Below are 23,378 nucleotides of genomic sequence, written 5' to 3'. Positions count from 1 at the left end.
TAGATTGTTTTGGCAGATTGGATAGTTTAAAACGCTATCCCTGGGGCTCCAATTGCTTGCCCCATGTAAGGATTTGCATAAGCGCAACTAAGGCATTGGCCATAAAGTGTGGCTATAGCCTTAGTTTTCTAATTATTTAGGGAAAACACCTAAAGAATAGTACGTGAAAGAAGGGAAATCCTAAATTATTAATATACATCTAGGAGGAAAGAGTACATGTCGGTTAAGAAAAATGGTGGAAAAGTGTTGCTATCTGAAAAGGACAGAAAGAGTAGAAGTCGTGCTTTGATTGGTGCTGCCTTTCTCATGGCAACTTCGGCTGTTGGACCTGGTTTTTTAACCCAAACAGCTGTTTTTACTGAAACCCTTTTAGCTAGTTTTGGATTTGTTATCCTTTTATCCATTATTTTAGATATTGGTGCACAGTTGAATGTATGGAGAATTATTGCAGTTTCTGGTAAAAGAGGTCAAGAAATTGCTAGTGCAGTCATTCCGGGATTAGGGGTGGTTGTTGCTGTCTTTATAGTTATTGGCGGTCTTGCCTTTAATATTGGAAATATCGGTGGTACCGGGCTTGGATTGAACGCATTACTCGGAATTAATCCGAAAGTTGGTGCTATCATTTCAGCTGCTATATGTATTTTTGTATTCCTATCTAAAGAAGCAGGAGCGGCAATGGACCGAATTGTAAATATTTTAGGGGCCGTACTTCTTGTTTTAATTGCATACGTAATGTTTGTAAGTCAACCACCAGTTGGCGACGCTATTTATCGAACTTTTATTCCTTTAGAATTAGACTTTTATGCGATTATTACGATTGTGGGTGGAACGGTTGGTGGGTATATTACCTTTTCCGGTGGACACCGTTTATTAGATGCAGGAATTAAAGGAAAAGAGAGTATACCAGAAGTTACACGAACTTCGTCAATGGGGATTTTAGTTGCTTCTCTTGTTCGTATTTTATTATTTTTAGCAGTGTTAGGTGTTGTCTATGCTGGAGTGAATCTTGATCCGTCCAATCCAGCTGCTACAGTTTTTCAATATGCTGCGGGTGACATTGGGTATCGAATATTTGGTTTAGTACTATGGATTGCAGGGATTTCTTCTGTTATTGGTGCTGCATATACTTCTGTATCCTTTTTACGAACATTTCATCCAAAAATTGAACAATATTATCAATATTGGATTATTGGATTTATTTTGTTTTCTACTATTGTTTTTGTATTCATTGGACAGGCTGCAACATTACTTGTTCTGGCAGGAGCGGTAAATGGTTTAATTTTACCATTAACTCTAGGACCAATGCTTTTAGCAGCACATAACAAGAAAATAGTTGGTGATTATAAACATCCCATTTGGTTAACGGTATTTGGAGCGATTGTCGTTATTTTAACAGCATATTTAGGTGTCAAAACATTAATTCAAATGATACCACAACTATTTTAACATTTAAGTAATGGTGGGGATAAAATGTTTCAAATTGAACCGTTTGGAGATTGTGGGATAAGAGTGCAATTAGGCAATTCTATCTCGAGAGAAATAAATGCAAAAGTCCGCAGTCTTTCGTGGTTTTTAGAAAAAGAAAATATACGAGGGGTACTAGAATGGATTCCGACTTATGCAGCGGTTTCCATTTATTATGAACCATACGTTATTACATTTGAAGAACTTAAGAAACAAGTGGAAAGTTTAGAGGAAAGACTAGAAAAAATCACATTGCCACCTGCATATGTTATTAAAATACCAGTTATTTATGGTGGTGATGCAGGTCCTGACTTAGAACATGTTGCTACCCATAACGGACTAAACATGGATGAAGTTATTCATATTCATACAAGTTCGGATTATTTAATTTATATGATGGGGTTCACACCCGGTTTTCCATATTTAGGAGGAATGTCCGAAAAAGTTGCTACACCGAGATTGAAGGAACCGCGTTTAAAAATACCAGTAGGTTCAGTGGGAATTGCTGGTTCGCAAACTGGTGTGTATCCTATGGAAACTCCAGGAGGATGGCAAATCATCGGTAGAACACCTGTGAAACTATATGAGCCCATGAGAAATAAACCTATTTTATTAAAAGCTGGGAATTATATTCGTTTCGTTCAAGTAACTGAATCCGAATATAAAGAGATAGAAAGACAAGTAGAAGATAATAGTTATGAAGTAGAAACTGTGCTTTATGAAGGAGAGTGACGTTATGGGGAATTTTGTCGATTTAAATTGTGACTTAGGAGAAAGCTACGGGTCATTCAAAGTCGGTCAAGATGACGATGTGATGAAGTGTATTACGTCAGCTAACATTGCTTGTGGTTATCATGCAGGTGATCATAATGTGATTCAAAAAACTATCAAAAAAGCAGTCGAAAATGGCGTTGGACTTGGAGCGCATCCTGGTTTTTTAGATTTGCATGGATTTGGAAGAAGAGAAATAAATCTAGATATGGATGAGCTCTATAACTTAATCATTTATCAAATTGGAGCGGTACAAGCATTTGCAAAAGTAAATAATTCAAAACTTAATCATGTAAAACCACATGGGGCATTATATAATATGGCGGGTAAAGATCAGCAAATGGCGGAAACAATAGCTCAAGCCGTGTATGATGTGAACCCAGAACTCATTTTATTTGGTCTTGCAGGTAGTGAATTAATACGAATGGGGAAAAAAGCTGGATTGCAAGTAGCGGAAGAAGTTTTTGCTGATCGTACATACCAACCAGATGGAACTTTAACATCGAGGAGTCTTGCAAATGCCATGATAACTGATTCGGATGAGGCGGTTGCACGTGTTATTCGTATGGTTAGAGATGGAAAAGTAGAGGCAGTGGATGGTTCGGATATACCGATTCATGCAGATACCATTTGTGTTCATGGTGATAGCGAAAAGTCATTAGAATTTGTGAAAAAGCTAAATAGAGAATTAATGAACAATGGAATTATATTAAAAAGAGTAGGGATGTAACTTTGAATAATGCAGTTATTAAAGTAGAAAAATCTGGCCTATCTACGTCCATACAGGACCTAGGAAGAATGGGATATCAACAATATGGAATGGTAGTTTCTGGTGCGATGGATCCATTTGCCCTCCAAGTTGGAAATCTACTTGTCGGGAATGAACGAAACGCTGCTGGTATTGAAGCAGTGATCATGGGACCTAAATTAGTATTTTTAAAAGATACTGTCATTGCTATATGTGGTGCTGATTTATCTCCTCAACTGGACGGAAAAGATATCCCAATGTGGAAATCCTTCTTCGTCCAAAAAGGCCAATCGCTTTCGTTTGGTCAGCCTAAGAAAGGTGTATATACATATATTGCAGTAGCAGGAGGTATAGACACACCAGTAGTTATGGGGAGTCGGTCTACTTATGTAAAAGCTGGAATTGGGGGAGTAAACGGTAGATTTTTACAAAAAGATGATATGTTACATTCTAGTGATGTAAAAGAAAAAATTAGACTAAGAAGACTGCCCGATAATCTGATTCCTATTTATCAATCGGATCAAAAAATAAGAGTGATACTAGGACCTGATAGGGATGCTTTTTCCCAAAGAACTGTCGAGACATTTTTGACTGGAACATATGAAATTACAAAACAAACGGATAGAATGGGTATGCGTTTAAATGGGCCAAAAATTCAACATGTTTCAAAAGCCGATATTATTTCAGATAGTATTTTTCTTGGCACGATACAGGTTCCGGCAAATGGACAGCCGATTATTCTTTTGGCAGACCGTCAAACGACAGGTGGTTATACAAGAATTGCTACTGTCATTTCAGTTGATGTTGCCAGGGTTGCTCAGAATTTGCCTGGTGGAAAATTACAATTTGAGGAAATAAGTGTGCAAGAAGCACAAGCTTTACATATAAAACAGGAAAAAATATTACGTCAGTTGGCTGTTGGAGCAAGGATATATTAAAAGGGTTTTTAAAAAGTAAATAGGAGGCGAGAATTATGAGTAGAACAACAGAAGAGATTCGACAACAAATTAGAACAGCGGAATGGAAAAAACCAACTTCTGGGCTAGCACCAGGCTATACGCAAGCGAACTTAGTAATTTTACCAAAGAAATATGCGTATGATTTCTTGTTGTTTAGTATGCGCAATCCTAAATCATGTCCACTAATTGAAGTAACAGATGTCGGCTCTCCGGTACCGAAAAAAACAACACCAACTGGGGATTTACGGACAGATGTACCAAAATATCGTATCTATAAAGATGGGGAATTTGTCGAAGAAGTTACCGATATCTCCTCTTATTGGCAAGACGATTTTGTTTCTTTCTTAATCGGCTGTAGTTTTACATTTGAAAAGCCTTTATTAGATAATGGAATTCCAATTCGTTACATTGAAGAAGGTAAAAATGTTTCGATGTATAGGACGAATATACCTTGTGAATCTGCGGGGGTTTTCCAAGGGCCAATGGTAGTAAGTATGCGTCCGATGAAACCTGATGAAGCTATTCGTGCTACACAAATTACATCAAGATTTCCATCTGTTCACGGGGCTCCAATTCATATTGGTGATCCTTCTTTGATCGGAATTAAAAACATAAACAATCCAGATTTTGGCGATTCCGTAACGATTCATGAAGGAGAGGTTCCAGTATTTTGGGGTTGTGGGGTTACTCCTCAAGCAGTAGTTATGGCAAGTAAACCAGAATTAGTGATCACTCATGCACCAGGGCATATGTTTATTACGGACATGAAAGAGGAAGAGCATGCAGTGATTTAGATGGAACCCTCAAGGTGCCTAAAATTATTCGCGTAGTAAAAAATATGGCTTTCGCATGACCTGTGACAAGTCATATTTTTGGTGATTGAAATTTCTGACAGCAATTTGTTTATTTATGTAGAAATGTGCTATACTATGTCTTAATGGATGAAGGTGAGAATATGTCTGAAATATTATTAGAAAAGATCTTAGCGGAAATTAGTGAAATGAAGCAAGAACAAAGCGAAATGAAGCAGGAATTAAGTGAAATGAGAGCAGACCAAACCAGTATGAAGCAGGAACTAAGAATAATGAATGATCGTTTGCTCAGATTAGAGTCAAAGCAAGAATTGATACATGAACAAACAGCTAATTTAACGGAAAATTATACAAATATTATGTCTAAATTCGACAATCTTGCAACGAAAGATGACCTTAAATATTTTGATGAAAAAGTTGGAAAGCATGATAGAGAAATTTCCAAACTGCAAACAAAGGAATAAAGTGGTATTTACTTAAGCGCTTGATTAAACAATTCCCCCTTGCCCATCCATCCTTGTTTAGTAATTTTATGTTGCAAAGAAATTCCTCTACGAAAACACAATTGAAATCTCCAAAATCAAGTTCATCAGTTTTTATACATCTGCAATTTATGAATATAATACGTTTTATTAAAGGAATTACCCCTAATTATAAAATAGCTTTACGACTATGGCATTTACCACTCTTTGGTAAATGCCTTCTTAATGAAAGCCAAAATTCGACAATAATCCATCACCACCCATGCTATAGTAATAAAAAGGAGATATAAGAGTACATAACTGTTAGGAGACACAAACATGTGGTCAATTTTAAGCTTAGGACTAAGAATTACCATCGTGCTTTTTACGATTTTGCACTTTTTAACATATTTTTTTGATAGTCGTTTTTTTACTTTAGCTTTATCCGTTTCTGGTTTTGGAATTTTTATATTTACCATTCTTAAGCTTCGTATCAAGCATATTAAAATGCCTTTTGGGTTACTTGTCGCGGGCATAATCATCCTTATAATTTCTGGTGAATTAGTTGTAGATGGTTTGCTTAATGGTTTAATTGAAATGCGTAATATGATTGGGCTATTAGTTATCGTGCCAATGATTAGTTGGGTACTACATGGTGAGGATTATATTGAATCCATCATGAGTTTTGCACATAATTTACTTGATACGAGTAGGAAATTTTACTTTGGAATTATTTCGTTTACACAAATTATTGCTTATTTTTTATTGTTTGGATCCATCGCGATGATGTACCAATTTGTTAATGGAATTTTGAAAAATGAACACGGAGAACCCTGGGAGAATTATAAAGGAACTGCTCTTCTCAGAGGATTCTCTTTATCCGTTATGTGGGTAATCAGTATACCGAGTTTTGCTTATGTTGTAGAGGTAATGGATGCCCCACTTGGTATTTCAATATTACAAGGATTAGGAATTTCCATTATAGGTGTTGTCATTGCGCTTATTTTTTCTTACTTTGAAGAAAAACGTTATGGTGTTGATTTAACAGCTGGATTACAAACGGAGATTGATGAGGTTTTAGTTCATGCTAATCAAAGATATGTGAAGAGAAATGTTATAGAATTTTTAGTACTGTTCCTTTCATTATTCGGATCCATTCTTACTTTACAAGCTTATATCAATATTGAATTACTAGTTCTGATTCCGTTAGTAGTACTCGCTTGGATTGTTAGTTATTACATTGTTAAAAGAAGACCCAAACAACTGACGCAAGAAATATATTCCTATGTTTCGAAAAATATAGAATATCAAGCTTATCAGGTTTGTATGATGTTGGGGGCAGGTATTTTAATTTATGCTCTTAATCAAACTTCTTTTGCGCAAATGGTTGTAAACGGAATCTATTCTCTACAAGAATCGATTCCATTTTTAAATATTTTATATTTCTTACCATTTATTATTATCATTCTTGGTTTCTTTGGACTAGGCCCACTAACAGTAATGGTTTTAGTAGCGGGGATTTTGGAATCTATTCATCTACCATATGCGAAAGAATTGATTGTGATGGCTATCACATCGGGTAGTACCATCTCGATTTTATTATCTCCATTAATTATGCCAGTTATCGTATTAAGTAGTGAGAATGGATTAAGTGCGTTGAAAAATGGTATTCGTTTTAATTGGAAGTATGCGGTAGCGATTTATGTGATAGTGCAGTTGTATGTGCAGACTAGAATCTATTTAGGTTAAATAAAAAATTCAAGAATGACAGGGCAATTTCACTAATATGGAAATAATAAAAAAAAGTGAATAGATGTGGACTATGAACCCTTTACTGTGTTGATGAAAAAAAATATCGGCACAGTAGGGGTTTACAATTCTTATAACTTGTTATAATATTATAAACATTAAGAACATACTATACGGTAGGTATGTAAAATTAGATAGTTAGGGGAGATTAAAATGGATTTTTCATATTCCGAGAAGGTTTTAGATTTAAAGAAAAAGGTTAACTCGTTTATGGAAGAGCATGTTTACCCAAATGAAAAGATTTATCAAGAGCAATTAAATCAGCAAAAAACTAGATGGTCTGATACTCCTCCAATTATGGATGAATTAAAGGAAAAGGCAAAAGAAGAAGGGTTATGGAACTTATTTTTACCTGAAAGTAAGTATGGGGCAGGATTAACAAATCTAGAATATGCTCCCGTTTGTGAAATTATGGGGAGATCGGTAATTGGTCCTGAAGCATTTAACTGTAATGCACCAGACACAGGTAATATGGAAGTATTAGCGCGTTATGGTTCAGAAAAGCAAAAGAAAGAATGGCTTGAGCCCTTATTAGCAGGTGAAATAAGATCATGTTTTTCCATGACGGAACCAGATGTAGCATCCAGTGATGCAACGAATATATCTACAAGCATTGTAAGAGATGGTGACGAATATGTTATTAATGGGACAAAATGGTGGTCCTCTGGTGCAGGAGATCCAAGATGTAAGATTGCTATTGTCATGGGAAAAACAGATACGTCGGCACCAAGGCATGAACAACAGTCTATGATACTTGTTCCATTAGATACACCTGGAGTTAAAATTAAACGAATGTTACCAGTATTTGGTTATGATGATGCACCTCATGGTCATGCTGAAATTGAATATGACAATGTTAGAGTACCAGCAGAAAATATGCTTTGGGATGAAGGGAAAGGATTTGCTATTGCACAAGGAAGACTAGGACCTGGGAGAATTCATCATTGCATGCGTTTAATAGGACTTGCAGAAAGAGCACTTGAAGATGTCTGTAAGCGTATACAGAATCGAGAGGCTTTTGGCAAAAAATTGTCTGAACATGAAGTTATTCAGGAGTGGATTGCAAATTCCCGTATTGAAATAGAACAAGCCCGTTTACTGACACTCAAAGCGGCTTATATGATGGATACGGTTGGTAATAAAGTAGCGAAAAAAGAAATTGCCATGATTAAAGTAGTTGCCCCAAATATGGCTTTAAAGGTTCTGGATCGCGCTATCCAAGTATTTGGTGCTGCTGGTGTTAGTGATGACTTTACATTAGCGTATCACTGGGCCAATGCAAGAACATTACGGATTGCAGATGGTCCGGATGAGGTTCATCGCCGTCAAATTGCGAGATTAGAAATGAAAAGTTATCAGTGATGATAGTAGGGAGGGAATAAAATGAGTGTTATGGATTTATTTAGTTTAAAAGGGAAAACCGCCATCATTACAGGTGGTGGGCGTGGACTTGGAGCTCAAATTGCAGAAGCGTATGCGGATGCTGGAGCAAACCTTGTTTTATGTTCTAGGAAAGTTGATGCTTGTAAAGAAAAGGCAGAAGAACTAAAAAGAAAATATGGAACAGAAGTGTTAGCCTACAGTTGTGACGTTTCCAAATTGGAGGATGTAAAAAAAGTAGTTCACGAGACAGTGAAATATTTCGGAACAGTTGACATTTTAGTCAATAATAGTGGTGCAACTTGGGGTGCACCAATAACGGAAATGCCTTTTGAAGCATGGGAAAAAGTGATGAATGTAAATATAACTGGAACCTATTTAATGAGTTTAGAGGCTGGTAAAGTTATGATGAAAAAAAAGAAAGGGAAAATCATCAATATTGCCTCGATTGCGGGGTTTGGCGGGACTGATCCAAGCGTAATGGATACAATTGGTTATAATACTAGTAAAGGTGCTGTCATAACCTTTACGAAGGACTTATCTGTAAAATGGGGGCCTCACAATATTAATGTAAATGCCATTGCTCCAGGCTTTTTCCCTACGAAAATGTCAAAAGGATTATTGGAAAAAGGTGGGGATAAAATACTAGCTGGAACACCATTAAATAGATTCGGTAGTGATGAAGATATGAAAGGTGCCGCTCTTTTTCTAGCATCATCAGCATCGGATTTTGTGACAGGGGATATTCTAAGAGTTGATGGTGGTTCTAGTGCCTACGCTTAGTAACTTCTCTAGACGTTGTGGTACATTAAATATGTACAAAAATCTTATGCAGTGAGGAACGATTGTGATGAAGGAGAAAATTACAGAAGTAAGTATCAAACTATTTGAAAAAAAAGGTTTTAATGCAACGTCTATTCAAGATATAGTAGATGCAATCGGTGTTACAAAAGGGACCTTTTACTACTATTTTTCGAGTAAAGAACAACTGTTAATGGATATTCACTATGATTATATTACAAGTTTATTAGAGAAACAGAATTATATAGTTGAAAAGTCCCATCTATCCCATAAAGAAAAAATTACAGAAATTATTACTTTATTAATTATGGATGTGTCTGAAAGAGGACCAAGTGCTAGGGTTTTCTTTAGAGAAATGAGACATTTAAGTCAGCAACATATAGAAAAAATAAAGAAAATTAGAAAACAGTTTTTCTTAAATGTAGAGGCGTTAATTAAAGCTGGGACAGAACAGGGTGAGTTCAGAAAAGGGGACCGCCCAGATATGTTAGCGTATGGGGTATTAGGTATTGTGAACTGGAGTTATAATTGGTATAACCCAGAGGGAGATGTGTCACCAAATGAATTGGCAAAAATTTATGTGAATATTATTTTTAAGGGCATAGAAAACTAGACTATTATCTATATATAGATAGTAGTCTAGAATCAAATTTCGGAATAATTAAAATATACCTACTGGATAGTATTTAACTGTTTGCCGCGGGAGGGAACTGGTGTGGAGTATTCTTTTAATGACACAATCAATGTTAGACAAGGTGAAGAGTTAAATGAAACGATGGTATATAAATTTATTCGGGAGAATTTAACCAATATTCCAAGTGGTAATTTAGAAATTGAGCAATTTGGAGCAGGGCATTCTAATTTAACATATTTGTTAAAAGTAGGAACATGGGAGGCGGTATTACGCCGCCCTCCTCATGGTCCTGTTGCTCCAAAAGCTCACGATATGGAAAGAGAGTATCGAATTTTAAGTAACCTTCACCCATTATTTTCTACTGCACCAAGACCATATATTTATTCGGATGATAAGTCAATTGTTGGTAGTAGTTTTTTTGTTATGGAGCGAAGAAAAGGGATAGTATTAGATACAGAATTCCCTGAATCTATCTCCTACACTCCTGAAATAGGTTGTAAGCTATCACAAATTATGGTTGATAAACTAGTTGAATTACACCAAGTTGATTATACGAAAACGGATCTTTTGAACATATCTAAGCCTCAGGGGTTTATGGAACGACAAGTAGCAGGATGGACAAAGCGTTATTATCTTGCAAAGACAGATGATATACCAGGAGTGGAAGAGTTAACAAAATGGCTTGAAAAAAATGTTTCAACATCAGAGGAACCTGCCATTATTCATTATGATTACAAGTTAAATAATGCTATGTTTTCTGAAAACTGTAGTGAAATGGTTGGTCTTTTTGATTGGGAGATGACAACGGTAGGGGATCCGCTTGCAGATTTAGGAGCAGCCTTAGGCTACTGGGTTGAGGATGGTGATCCAGAAGAATTAAAAAATGGATTTAATAAAGCACCGGTTACGACTAAGAATGGATTTTATACTAGAGAGAAATTTATGCAAGAATATGCGAAGAAAAGTGGTCGGGATTTATCCAATATCCATTTCTATTTAACTTTTGCATATTTTAAGCTAGCAGTCATTGTCCAACAAATCTATTACCGATTTAAAAAAGGCCAAACTAAGGATCAACGATTTGCGAACTTAAATCGGTTAGTTGAAAGTTTAATTCATCACGCGTTGAACTACAGTAGAGGTATATAAATGGTAAAGACTAGATAGTTTAGGGTTAAAGTTCATTCCAGATAGTTAATATAGAAATGAAACAATGAGTAAGCGAGGAGAGAATTAGATATGAAAGCAGTCCAATTTAAGGAATACGGTGGTCCTGAAGTCTTGAAATTAATAGATTTAGATTTGCCCACCGTTGGGGAAGTGGAAGTGTTAATAGATATAAAGGCAATTGGAGTAAATTATGCTGACACCGCTAGACGGGAAGGAGCATATGTAGTACCAACTCCACTGCCGTTTATTCCTGGCTTGGAAATTGCTGGGGAAGTTGTTGCCATGGGAGAAAAGGTAAAAGGGGTAAAAAAAGGTGATAGGGTAATGGCTTTGATTGAATCCGGTGGGTATGCAGATTGTGCAGTAGTGAAGGCGAATCAGCTTATCCCTATTCCAGGTGGAGTATCTTTTGAACAAGCAGTAGCATTACCGGTACAAGGTTTAAGCGCTTACCATATCTTGAAGACAATGGGGAGGCTTAAAAAGGGGGAGACCGTCCTTATTCATGCGGCAGCAGGTGGCGTCGGAGTGTTAGCTGTTCAAATAGCTAAATTGTTCGGTGCAGGGAAAATAATTGCTACTGCTAGTACGACTGAGAAATTGCAATTAGCGAAGGAAATGGGAGCGGATGATTTAGTTAACTATACAGAAGAGGGTTGGGAAAATAAGGTAAGAGAAATTACTGGAGGAAAAGGTGTTGACGTCGCGCTAGAAATGGCAGGTGGAGATGTTTTTCATAAGACAGTAAATTGTCTAGCGCCATTTGGAAGGCTCGTTATTTATGGAGTGGCAAGTGGCAATATGCCTAAGTTTTACCCATCTAAACTAATGAAAAGAAATCAATCTATTATTGGTTTTTTTCTTCCACAGATTATGAAGGATCCAGATTTGTACCTTTCTAGTTTGAAGGAATTAATTAGTTTCGTTGAGCAAGGGAAAATAAAAACAACGATTGGTGGGACTTATCCGTTAGAAGAAGTTACCCATGTTCATCAAATTCTACAGTCTAGAAAAACGAAAGGAAAGGTTATATTAATACCATAGGTTATGTGTTCAAAAAGGAGGATAAAAGGTAAATGATAAGAAATACAAATCATTATGAACATTGGCCAGTGAGGTTACCTAAGAACCTAACTGTTCCCCAAACAACATTATATGAAAATCTGAAAATGTCTACTAGAAAGTATCCGGATAAAATAGCCTTTCATTATTACGGAGCATCTTATTCCTACAAAGAGTTTCTTAACGAAGTAGAGAGGTTAGCAGGATATATGGAAAACGAATTGGGGATTAAAGAAAAAGAGAATATTCTACTGTTCATGCAGAACTCACCCCAATTTATTATTAGTTTCTTTGCTATTTTACGGTTACGAGCGGTTGTTGTTCCTATTAATCCAATGAGCGTGACAACGGACCTGGAATTTTATGTGAAGGACTGTGGGATTACTCATGCAATTGTGGGTCAGGAGTTATACGAAAAAGTTCTGCCTTTAAGGAAGGAAAATCTATTAAGTAAAATTATAGTAGCTAATTATTCTGACTACAGTAAAGAAGATCATGGATTACCTCAAGGGATTTCTAAGTCAGATAAAGGTGAAATGGAAGGTATCCCTTGGAAGGAAGCGTTAGAGAAACAACTTCAGGCTTCTACATATAAAGGAAAGAGTAATGACATTGCCATAATTCCTTACACTTCAGGGACAACTGGACTACCAAAAGGATGCGTTCATACGAATAGCACTGTTCAGGCAAATACGGTAGGGGCCTATCATTGGATGAATTTAACCGCAGATACAATTACATTAACAACGTTGCCACTTTTCCATGTAACAGGATTAATACACAGTACACTATCCCCGATTTATGCAGGAAGCACACTTGTTATCATGACAAGATGGGACCGTGAGTACGCCGCAAAATCAATTGAAAAATTTAAATGTACTCATTGGATCAACATTAGTACGATGTTAATTGACTTTTTATCCAATCCGAATTTGGGAGCTTACAATATTTCCACTCTAGAAGCAGTAGGTGGAGGTGGAGCACCACTCCCAGAGGCAGTTGGAAAGGATTTATATGAAAGAACAGGACTACGCTTTATAGAAGGGTACGGTTTGACGGAGACGATATCTCATACCCATTTTAATCCACCTGATCGACCGAAATTGCAGTGCCTAGGAATACCTTCATTCGATGTAGATGCAAGAATTATAGATACTGCTACTGGTAAAGAACTTGGGGTTAATCAAGAGGGAGAACTTATAGTAAATGGTCCACAAGTTTTTAAAGGATACTATCAACGTGATGAAGAAAATGACAAAGCACATATTGAAATAGATGGCAAGCGATTCTTTAGAACAGGGGATATTGTTCGTATGGATGAAGATGGATATTTCTTCATTGTTGATCGTTTAAAACGAATGATTAATGCCTCGGGTTTTAAAGTATGGCCAACAGAAGTAGAGTCTATTTTATACAAACATCCGGCAGTACAGCAGGCGTGTGTAGTACGTGCACCCGATAAAAAACGTGGAGAAACGGTTAAGGCGTTTATCATTTTAAATGATAAATATAAGGGTAAAGTCAAAGAACAGGACATTATGGAATGGTCAAAAGGACAAATGGCTGCTTATAAGTATCCAAGAATGATAGAGTTCAGGGATAGTTTCCCAACAACTAGTAGTGGGAAAATCTTATGGAGGGTACTTCAAGAGAATGAATAAAAGAGGTTATATCGATTAAAAGGTAATGAATATGATGTTACGAGGTCTCAAAACTAATCTTGAGGAGGATTCGTAATGAAAAAATGGTTAGAACACTATCCAAAACATATCGCTAAGGAAATAACAATTCCCGATATGTCTTTACCTGATATGTTAAAAAAATCTGTTTCAAAATTTGGAGACAACATAGCAATCCATTTTTATGGGAAGGAGACGACCTATAAGGAACTGAATAATCTTGTGAATGCGTTTACTTCATCTTTACAAGAAAAAGGTATTAAAAAAGGTGACAGAGCAGCTATTATGCTACCGAACTGTCCACAGTATGTCATTAGTTATTACGGTATATTACAAGCTGGTGGAATTGTAACACAGTTAAATCCAATGCTTGTTGGCAAAGAATTGGAGCATATTTTAAATGACTCGGGAGCAGAGACCATAGTCATTTATGAACCATTACTACCGGTGCTAAATCAAGTAATGGATAATACTTCCGTTAAAAACGTTATTAAAGTGAACATTGAGGGACGCGATACAACAGATGATATAGCCATAGGATTTCAGTCTTTCTTGAAGAACGCCAACAAGCCACCTGTAGAAATGAAATTAAATCCTAGCGATGATGTAGCAGTTTTGCAATACACAGGTGGTACAACGGGACGGTCAAAAGGGGTCATGTTGACGCACCGAAATCTTTTAGCGAATATTATGCAATCCTATGAGTTTTTCAAAGATGCCATTGATATGGGGAAGGAACGGTTTTTAAGCGTTATTCCATTGTTCCATGTGTATGGAATGAGCTCATGTATGAATCTAACGATATATACAGGGGCCATGAATATTCTATTACCTAGATTTGAATTGGAAGAAGTACTTGAGACGATAAAAAATATTCAGCCTACATCATTTCCAGGTGTACCTACTATGTATATTGCTTTGATTAATCATCCTAAGGTGAATGAATATGGTTTAAATAGTATGGAAATTTGTAATAGTGGTAGTGCTCCCATGCCTGTTGAGATTATACGTTCCTTTGAGGAAAAAACAGGAGCAAAAATAGTAGAAGGCTATGGTCTTTCTGAGAGTTCTCCAACAACACACTGTAATCCATTATTTGCTACTAGGAAAGCAGGGAGTGTTGGCATTGGTGTTCCAAGCACAGATTACAAAATTGTTGATCTAGCTACAGGGGATGACGAACTACCTGCTGGAGAGGCAGGAGAGATTATTATTAAAGGTCCTCAAGTGATGAAAGGTTACTGGAATATGCCTGAAGAAACAGCTCATACATTACGAGATGGTTGGCTTTATACAGGCGATATAGCTTATATGGATGAGGATGGTTACCTTTATATTGTAGACCGCAAAAAAGATTTAATTATTGCTAGTGGATATAATGTTTATCCGCGTGATGTGGAGGAAGTATTATATGAACATCCATCCATTCAAGAAGCAGTGGTTGTCGGTGTACCCGATCCTTATAGAGGGGAGACTGTGAAAGCAGTCGTTGTCTTAAAAGGAGGAAGTACGTGTACGGAAGATGAATTGACTTCCTATTGTCGGGCAAATTTATCCGCATATAAAGTACCTCGCATTATTGAATTTAGAAAGGAACTTCCAAAAACGGGCGTTGGAAAAATTTTAAGAAGAAAAATTAGAGAAGAATCATCACAGTAAATCATTATGTCAAAGGAGGAAGCATGGATGAATATTGATCAAGTAAAAAATGTTGCCGTTTTAGGAGCTGGATCCATGGGGCATCAAATCGCAATGCTTTGTGCTCTAGGAGGTTATGATACTTACTTACAAGATATTAATAACAACGCTTTGAATGAAGCAAAATCAACATTGGAGAAGAGAATGAATGATTGGATTAAAAAGAACAAGTTAACAGAGAATGAAAAAAAGACAGCTTTCTCAAAGCTTCATTTAACAACGGAATTGGAAACAGCGGTTGCCGAAGCAGATATTGTAATAGAAGCAGTAGTGGAGAAATTAGATGTAAAAAGGGAGGTTTTTTCCAAGTTAGACAAATTAGCACCTAGGCATGCGGTATTAGCCACGAACAGCTCTACGATTGTCAATTCAAAAATTGCAGATGTAACAAGCAGGCCTGACAAAGTGATTAATATGCATTTCTTCTTTCCTCCTTTAGTGATGGATTGCGTTGAAGTAGTTAAAAGTGATCAGTCATCCAATGAAACCGCCCAGTTAGCAATGGATTTTTGTGAGAGTATTGGCAGAACGGGGGTATTACTAGAAAAAGAGATTTATGGATTTATAGCAAATCGTTTGTTATTTGCGTTATCTAATGAAGCGATGTACTTATATGAAAATGGCTATGCTGACTTTGAAGATATTGACTTGATTGCTAAAAAGGCATTAAGTCATCCTCTTGGCCCGTTTGAATTGGCAGACCTTTCTGGAATTGATGTAGGCTATTATGCGAATTTACAGCTCTATGAGGAAACAGGGGACCCGAAAGATAAGCCTGCTAAATCGATTGAAGAAAAAGTAAAGCAAGGACATCTTGGAAGAAAAACAGGTAAAGGATGGTATGAGTACTCCGAAAGAGCGGTAGTGAAATGACGAATTAATTCCCAATAAATCTAAGTAACCGGTAAAGTACAAGAAGTCGATTTCATTAATGAGGGGGATGTCTTAATGATAGTTGATTAGTATCTATAGATTATTTGACTATTAAATAAAGATAAGGAGGAGAAAAAGTGAAGGAAGTATTAATAAAAAGTTGGCCAAAAGAACTTTCGGAAACGTTAAATTATCGTTTAGGTGAAAAACCCCTCCATGAATATTTAATACAAAATGCTATAGATTTTCCTAATCAACCTGGATATTTATACTATGGAAATACGATCACTTGGAAGCAGTTAAGTGATGATACTAGAAAGTTCGCAAGCTTTTTACAAAGTAAAGGTATCGGTAAAGGAGACCGGGTAGCGCTTTATATGCAAAACTGTCCTCAATATTTAATTGGACACTATGCAATTCAAATGCTTGGTGCTATCGTTGTTCCATTGAATCCAATGTATAAATCATCTGAATTAATTTATTTTATATCTGAAGCTGAAATTAAAGCAATTATCTCCGCACAAGAACTTTATCATCATATTGAATCAATTAAAAGTGAAACTCCATCTCTTCAATTTATCGTAACTACAAATTATACAGATTTACTTCCAGAGCAATTAACACTTCCTATACCTGAAGAATTAAAGACTGAAAGAAAATTTATAAATAACACGTATGACATGACAAACATGATTCAATCCACAGATCCATTATCGAAAGCCGAAGAAATTGACATATGGGATGATGTTGGATTATTGGTATTTACCTCTGGAACGACAGGTCGTCCGAAAGCCGCCATGTTAACTTACGGAAATGCTTTATTTAAAACTGCTGCAACCGTTCATAGCTATGGATTGGGGAATAAGGATAGAACTCTAGCGAATGCCCCACTATGCCATATTGCAGGAATGGTAATGGGGGTTAATATTCCCGTATACGAAGCGTTATTCTGTGTTCTTTTTAGCCGTTTTGATACGGAAGCTACCATTCAAGCAATCGAGAAATATAAGATTACTAAATTTTATTCTGTTGCTACAATGAATGCCGCTATTTTAGATTACCCTGGTATCGAAACTAGGGAGCTCTCGTCCTTAGAATTAAATTTTGCAACTAGTTTTGGGATGAAGGTAGATGAAAAGTTAGCAAACGCTTGGAAGAAACTAACAAATGGTTGTGTCTTGCTTGAGGCATCGTATGGATTAAGTGAAACCCATACATGTGATACGTTTATGCCTATGGATAAAATCAAATTCGGTTCATGTGGTATCGCTACATATGATACAGAATTTCGAATCATTGATACTGAAACGGGAGAAGGTCTCCCACCAGGGAAACAAGGGGAAATCGCGGTGAAAAATCCAGGTGTATTTAAAGGTTATCTAAATAGACCTGAAGCAACCGCAGAAACATTACGTGATGGATGGGTATACACTGGTGACATTGGAATGATTGATGAAGACGGTTATTTATATTTTCAGGGCCGTGTAAAAGAAATGATTAAGTCTTCCGGCTTCAGTATATTTCCAGAAGATGTTGAAGCTTTAATGAGTGATCATGAAGCTATTTCTCAAATTGCCTGTATAGGTGTTCCAGATCCTAAACGAGGTGAAAGTGTCAAAGCTTTTGTCGTACTTAAGCCAAACTATAAAGGGAAAATTAGCGAGGCTCAAATGGTAGATTGGGCAAAAGAAAAAATGGCTGCGTATAAATATCCACGATTCATAGAATTTATTGATCATCTCCCTGCTACAAGCTCGGGTAAAGTATTGCGAAGGCTTTTGAAAGAGTAGTAATAAGATAAGTAGGAATTATCCCAACGTAGAGTACTCTTATACTAGAAACTCTAAAAGGAGATAGGCCATGGATAAGGAAATTAGGGAATTATTAGATAAAAAAGAAGTTGCGAAGTTAGGGGGTGGAAAAGAGAAAATAAAAAAACAGCATGAGCTTGGATTTTTTACAGCCAGAGAAAGAATTGATAAATTAGTGGATCCAGGCTCGTTTTTGGAGTTAGGATTAATAGCACATTCTGATCAAGAGGGGATGGAGCATAAAAGTGCTGGTGATGGAATTGTAACTGGTCTGGCGAAAGTTAATGGGCGTCCAGTTGTTGTGCAAGCTGCGGATAAAACTGTTTTTGCTGGAACAGAAGGAATTGTTTATTTTCGAAAGACTAAGAAACTACATGAATATGCTCTAAAGCGAGGTTTTCCTTTAATAAACTTAATGGAAGGTGGAGGACTCCGTATGCCGGATGGAATGGGATCTGACGGTATAAGTCAGGTGCTATTTCCGCAAGTAATGTTACAACACGGGCGCGAAGTTCCTATGATAACATCCATTTTGGGAGATAGTTTTGGTGGTCCAACATGGTTAGCGGTATCCTCCGATTTTGTAACACAGGTTAAGGGTACAGCAATGGCTGTTGCAGGACCAAGAATGTTAGAGGTGGCCACAGGAGAAAAGGTAACAAATGAAGAACTTGGTGGATGGGATATTCATGCGAAGTATACGGGACAAGTGGATCAGTTTTCGGAAAATGAAGAAGACTCTATTGAAAAGGTAAAAAAATTCCTTGACTATATGCCACAGCATGCAGGTGAAGAGCCAAAGTACAAGGAGACAAATGATAATCCTTATCGAAGCCTAGAAAAAGTAGTAGATATTGTTACAACCAATCGAAAACGAGCCTATGATATGAAAAAGGTAATTAAATTGATTGTAGATAATGGAGATTACTTTGAAATGAAGCCTACATTTGGAAAATCATTAATTACTGTCTTAGCGAGAATGAATGGTAGAGTGGCTGGAATTATAGCAAATCAGCCCATGCAATTTGCTGGAGCGGCTGGACCGAATGAATGTGAAAAAGCGACAGATTTTATTTGTCTGTGTGACTCATATAATATCCCGCTGATTTTTTTGCATGATATACCTGGTTTTCGTGTATCTAGTGATGCAGAAAAGCTTAAAATGCCGACAAAAATTATGATGTGGAATCAAGCGCTAGCCCAATCTACTGTACCAAAGATTTCTGTCGTTATTCGAAAAAGCATTGGTGCAGCATACGGTAATATGTGTGGACCAACAATGGGAGCTGATTTTGTTGTGGCCTGGCCCACAGCCGAAATAAATTTTACGGGACCAGAGGTTGGAATTAATGTGGTATATGGCCGTCAATTACAACATGCGGAGAATAAAAAGGAAGAGCGTTTAGAGTTATTGAAAACTTGGGGGTTTGACAGTTCACCTTATAAAGCTGCTGGTAAGTATTTAATTGATGATGTTATTGAACCAAGAGATACAAGAAAGTTTATTAACCAAACGTTAGAATATGCTTGTGCTAAAAATGGGTCCATTAGCGAGAGAAATTTAGCTAATTGGCCAACAGGTTTTTAAATAAAATATCTTTTTATAAATAGATTGAATATTCATAAAGTTAGTTATATAATAAACACGGAAACATACTGTACGTTTAGTATCTAAAGTTTTGCGTGAACAAATACGTTAGGAGGAACAAAAATGCGTAGCTGGAAAGTGACTGAATTAGGTGAACCAAGGGAAGTATTGGAGCTATTAGAAACGGATAAACCAGAGACTAAACTAGGAGAGGTACTAATAGAAGTGGAAGCGTCATCATTAAACTTTTTTGATATTTTACTTTGCCAGGGAAAATACCAGGAAAAGCCGCCCCTTCCATTTACACCAGGTGCAGAAATATCCGGAATTATTCGTGAAGTAGGGGATAATTCCACACTAAAAGTCGGGCAGCGCGTAATTGCAACACCTCCACTTCCAAATGGGGGATTATCTGAATTTGTTAGTGTACCGGAGGATTCTGTTTATGTCATTCCGGATTCGATGTCGGCAAGTGAGGCTGCTGGAATGTTTATCACTTACCAAACAACATATTATGCACTATTCTATCGAAGCAAACTTCAAAAGGGGGAAGTGCTTCTAGTTCATGCAGGTGCAGGAGGAGTTGGTTCCGCTGCGATTCAATTAGGAAAGGCTATAGGCGCAAGAGTTATTGCGACTGCTGGAGGCGATGAGAAGGTAAAAGTCTGTAAGGATTTGGGAGCCGACGTTGCCATCGATTATACTTCTGAAGATTTTGTTTCTATTGTTAAGAAAGAAACGAATGGCTTGGGAGCCGATGTTATTTATGACCCAGTTGGAGGGGATGTGTTTGACCGTTCGCGTAAATGTATTGCTTTTGATGGGCGTATCTTAGTTATTGGTTTTGCAGGTGGGCGAATCCCTGATGCTCCTGTTAACCATGCTTTAGTTAAAAATTACTCCATTGTAGGTGTTCACTGGGGATTGTTTGCTAGAAAATATCCGGAAGAGGTTATAAAAATTCATGATAAACTCATTAATCTTTATACTAATGGGGAAATCCGCCCATTAATTTATAAAGAATTTCCTTTTAAGAGTGTCCCAGATGCTTTAGAAGTACTCGCAGACCGTAAGACTTATGGGAAATTAATTGCCATTCCTTAAGTTGAAAATTGTGTACGTAAACTGTTCCCTTGGAAAATATTTATAAAGGGAGATGGGATTATGAAATTAAGAGGAAAAAGATGGTTGGATTTCTATCCGGACGATGTTAATCCAAATTTGGAGATTAAGGAAAGAACGATATCCGAATTATTAAGTAGCGCGGTTAAAAAATATGGCGATGAAATATCTCTTCAATTTGAAAATGAAACCTGGAGCTATAAAGAGGTTCAAGATATGTCCGAGAAGTTAGCGGGAAGCCTTTTCCAACTGGGATTGGAAAAGAGTGACCGACTATCTATCATGTTACCAAATTGTGCCCAATATGTTTTTTCCGTTTTTGGAGTTGTTCGATTGGGAGGCATTGTTGTCCAAACAAATCCAATGTATGTAGAAAGGGAACTTGAGTATCAATTGAATGATACGGAAGCTGAATTTATGATTTGCCATGACTCGGTTTATGAACGAGTGAAAAAAATCCAACCTAAGACCTCTCTAAAAAAAATAATCGTTGTTCAATTTACTGAAAAAAGAAATATAAAGCTTGATGAGAATGATATGTTTTTGGATGATTTAATAAACACATATCATTCTCAAGCTCCAAATATAAAAATAAATCCGAATGTAGATATTGCCGTACTCCAATATACAGGTGGAACAACTGGAAGATCAAAAGGAGTTATGTTGACCCATCAAAACTTTGTTAATCAAGTGGAGCTAGTTAATGAGTTTTTATTAAAGGAATTTAAAGATGATGAGACAACAAACCGTGTGGTGATAAGTTTTTTACCGTTATTTCATATCTTTGGTCTGGCAAGTGTTACAATGTCAGGTTATTTATTTGGATATAAACAAATCATCCTACCACGTTTTGAAACGGAGACTGTATTAAATTTTATTAAGAAAGAAAAACCAATATTCTTTTTTGGTGTACCAACTATGTTTACCTCTATGCTTCATTTTCCAAATGTTGAAAGTTATGGATTGGAGCATATAAAAGTATTTTTTTGTGGCAGTTCACCCATGCCGCTAGAAACATATACAAGATTTAAAAAATTAATGGGAAAGCAGTCATATCTTTCTGATGGATATGGATTATCGGAAATGACTTCTGGTGCCATAAGTAATCCACATTCCAAGATGAAAATAGGTAGTGTGGGCATACCATTACCTTTAACTGAGGCTAAGGTAGTGATAGAAACAGATAATGGATTAGAAGAAGCTCCACTTACTATGAAAGGGGAGATTGTAGTTAGAGGTCCCCAACTGATGAAAGGGTATTGGAAAAATCTAGAGGAAACAGAAATAGCATTGAGGAATGGGTGGATGCACACTGGTGACATAGGCTATATGGATGAAGATGGTTACTTTTACATTGTCGATCGTAAAAAGGATATGATTATTGCCAGCGGATATAATGTTTATCCACGTGAGGTGGAGGAAGTGATCTATCAAATACCACAAGTGAAAGAAGCTATTGTAATAGGAATTCCAGATGAATATAGAGGAGAAACCGTAAAGGCCTATATTACATTAAAGGAAAACCAGACCATACAAAAAGAAGAAGTTATTGCATTCTGCCGTAAAAATTTAGCTGCTTACAAAGTTCCAAGATTGATAGAATTTCGTGACAATCTTCCAAAGTCAAGTGTTGGAAAGCTTTTAAAGCGGGAGCTTAGAGATCAAGAACTAAGTAAATTAAAGAAATAGAAAATACTAATCAGTCAGTTTTTAATTCCGTATAGGAAAGGATGGATAACATGCGTTTAGAGAATAAGGTAGCAATTATTACCGGTGGTGGGGGAGATATTGGAAGAACCACAGCTGTTCGATTTTCTAAAGAGGGGGCAAAAGTAATTGTTGCCGATGTTAGAGAAAAAGCTGCCGCAAAAACAGCAGCAATTATCCATGAAAATGGGGGAGAGGCAGAATATGTCCATTGTGATATGACAAATCCTGAGGATGTAAAAAACATGGTAGAGAAAGCAATGAGCACATTTGGGAAAATTGATATATTTTTCAACAACGCAGGGGTGAATAGTGAGGAAAAGAAACTCCCAGATGTTTCTTTAGAGGAATGGGCAAAAGTAATGGATATCAATATTACAGGTGTCTTTCTAGGTATGAAGTATGTCATTCCGAAAATGGAGGCTGGAAGTTCCATTGTTAATACAGCGAGCATTGCTGGTATTAAGGGGCAAAAGCTTGTATCCGCATATTCTGCGTCAAAAAGTGGTGTCATGGCATTAACTAGAACGGCTGCTACAGAGTTTGGAAGAAAAAATATTCGTGTGAATGCAATAGCCCCTGGGATCACAGATACAAACATGGTCGAGGACTGGAAGAAAACAGATAAATGGCCAACATTATCGACTGCAAATGCATTAAGACGAATAGGCAAACCAGAAGAAATAGCCAATGCTGTATTATTCCTTGCATCTGATGAGGCATCATTTATAACTGGTGAAACACTTATTATTGATGGCGGTACATTAAATCTTTAAACTAGATTACTAAATTAATACAGCTTATCAACTATTGGAAGCGTTTTCTATGG

The 23,378-nt window shown here is 36.7% G+C and carries 20 protein-coding genes; all 20 read left to right on the top strand.

Annotated features, from left to right (window positions below):
- Positions 1 to 216 precede the first annotated feature (216 nt).
- Positions 217 to 1,446 carry an NRAMP family divalent metal transporter gene (locus A9178_RS06025; RefSeq protein ID WP_068673340.1) on the top strand — a complete coding sequence of 410 codons (1,230 nt, stop codon included), beginning with the start codon at positions 217 to 219 and terminating at the stop codon, positions 1,444 to 1,446.
- A 24-nt stretch (positions 1,447 to 1,470) separates the two neighbouring features.
- Complete coding sequence (gene pxpB, locus A9178_RS06020; RefSeq protein ID WP_068673338.1) at positions 1,471 to 2,196, top strand: 5-oxoprolinase subunit PxpB; 726 nt, start codon at positions 1,471 to 1,473, stop codon at positions 2,194 to 2,196.
- Between the two features lie 4 nt (positions 2,197 to 2,200).
- Positions 2,201 to 2,965, top strand: a complete 765-nt coding sequence (locus A9178_RS06015; RefSeq protein ID WP_068673336.1) for a 5-oxoprolinase subunit PxpA — start codon at positions 2,201 to 2,203, stop codon at positions 2,963 to 2,965.
- A 2-nt stretch (positions 2,966 to 2,967) separates the two neighbouring features.
- Entirely contained in the window at positions 2,968 to 3,921 is a 954-nt protein-coding gene (locus A9178_RS06010) for a 5-oxoprolinase subunit C family protein (RefSeq protein WP_082918106.1), read from the top strand.
- Positions 3,922 to 3,956: 35 nt separating this feature from the next.
- Positions 3,957 to 4,736, top strand: a complete 780-nt coding sequence (locus A9178_RS06005; RefSeq protein WP_068673334.1) for a putative hydro-lyase — start codon at positions 3,957 to 3,959, stop codon at positions 4,734 to 4,736.
- A 161-nt stretch (positions 4,737 to 4,897) separates the two neighbouring features.
- Positions 4,898 to 5,218: a hypothetical protein gene (locus tag A9178_RS06000; protein WP_068673332.1), complete on the top strand. Its 321-nt coding sequence runs from the start codon at positions 4,898 to 4,900 to the stop codon at positions 5,216 to 5,218.
- Between the two features lie 336 nt (positions 5,219 to 5,554).
- The gene (locus A9178_RS05995; RefSeq protein WP_068673330.1) at positions 5,555 to 6,964 is read left to right on the top strand and encodes a hypothetical protein; all 1,410 of its coding nucleotides are present in this window, start codon (positions 5,555 to 5,557) and stop codon (positions 6,962 to 6,964) included.
- A 213-nt stretch (positions 6,965 to 7,177) separates the two neighbouring features.
- Positions 7,178 to 8,386 carry an acyl-CoA dehydrogenase gene (locus A9178_RS05990; RefSeq protein WP_068673328.1) on the top strand — a complete coding sequence of 403 codons (1,209 nt, stop codon included), beginning with the start codon at positions 7,178 to 7,180 and terminating at the stop codon, positions 8,384 to 8,386.
- A gap of 21 nt (positions 8,387 to 8,407) precedes the next feature.
- Complete coding sequence (locus A9178_RS05985) at positions 8,408 to 9,187, top strand: SDR family oxidoreductase (RefSeq protein WP_068673326.1); 780 nt, start codon at positions 8,408 to 8,410, stop codon at positions 9,185 to 9,187.
- Positions 9,188 to 9,254: 67 nt separating this feature from the next.
- A complete protein-coding gene (locus A9178_RS05980; RefSeq protein ID WP_068673323.1) occupies positions 9,255 to 9,818 on the top strand; it encodes a TetR/AcrR family transcriptional regulator in 564 nt (187 codons plus the stop codon).
- A 102-nt stretch (positions 9,819 to 9,920) separates the two neighbouring features.
- Positions 9,921 to 10,988, top strand: a complete 1,068-nt coding sequence (locus tag A9178_RS05975) for a phosphotransferase family protein (protein ID WP_369801955.1) — start codon at positions 9,921 to 9,923, stop codon at positions 10,986 to 10,988.
- 90 nt (positions 10,989 to 11,078) lie between these two features.
- Entirely contained in the window at positions 11,079 to 12,053 is a 975-nt protein-coding gene (locus tag A9178_RS05970) for a quinone oxidoreductase family protein (protein WP_068673321.1), read from the top strand.
- 32 nt (positions 12,054 to 12,085) lie between these two features.
- A complete protein-coding gene (locus tag A9178_RS05965) occupies positions 12,086 to 13,732 on the top strand; it encodes a long-chain-fatty-acid--CoA ligase (protein ID WP_068673320.1) in 1,647 nt (548 codons plus the stop codon).
- Positions 13,733 to 13,807: 75 nt separating this feature from the next.
- A complete protein-coding gene (locus A9178_RS05960) occupies positions 13,808 to 15,409 on the top strand; it encodes a long-chain-fatty-acid--CoA ligase (protein ID WP_068673318.1) in 1,602 nt (533 codons plus the stop codon).
- 27 nt (positions 15,410 to 15,436) lie between these two features.
- Entirely contained in the window at positions 15,437 to 16,321 is an 885-nt protein-coding gene (locus A9178_RS05955) for a 3-hydroxyacyl-CoA dehydrogenase family protein (RefSeq protein WP_068673311.1), read from the top strand.
- A gap of 137 nt (positions 16,322 to 16,458) precedes the next feature.
- Positions 16,459 to 18,111 carry an AMP-binding protein gene (locus A9178_RS05950; RefSeq protein ID WP_068673309.1) on the top strand — a complete coding sequence of 551 codons (1,653 nt, stop codon included), beginning with the start codon at positions 16,459 to 16,461 and terminating at the stop codon, positions 18,109 to 18,111.
- Between the two features lie 70 nt (positions 18,112 to 18,181).
- Positions 18,182 to 19,720 (top strand): acyl-CoA carboxylase subunit beta, encoded by a 1,539-nt coding sequence (locus tag A9178_RS05945; RefSeq protein ID WP_068673307.1) that lies wholly within the window; start codon positions 18,182 to 18,184, stop codon positions 19,718 to 19,720.
- 123 nt (positions 19,721 to 19,843) lie between these two features.
- Positions 19,844 to 20,824 (top strand): NADPH:quinone oxidoreductase family protein, encoded by a 981-nt coding sequence (locus A9178_RS05940; protein WP_068673306.1) that lies wholly within the window; start codon positions 19,844 to 19,846, stop codon positions 20,822 to 20,824.
- Between the two features lie 60 nt (positions 20,825 to 20,884).
- Positions 20,885 to 22,531, top strand: a complete 1,647-nt coding sequence (locus tag A9178_RS05935; RefSeq protein WP_068673303.1) for a long-chain-fatty-acid--CoA ligase — start codon at positions 20,885 to 20,887, stop codon at positions 22,529 to 22,531.
- 50 nt (positions 22,532 to 22,581) lie between these two features.
- Complete coding sequence (locus A9178_RS05930) at positions 22,582 to 23,325, top strand: glucose 1-dehydrogenase (protein ID WP_068673301.1); 744 nt, start codon at positions 22,582 to 22,584, stop codon at positions 23,323 to 23,325.
- Positions 23,326 to 23,378 lie beyond the last annotated feature (53 nt).

The sequence above is a fragment of the Oceanobacillus sp. Castelsardo genome (assembly GCF_001659985.1).
Taxonomy (GTDB): domain Bacteria; phylum Bacillota; class Bacilli; order Bacillales; family Amphibacillaceae; genus Oceanobacillus.
This window is presented reverse-complemented; position numbering and strand designations above follow the sequence as displayed.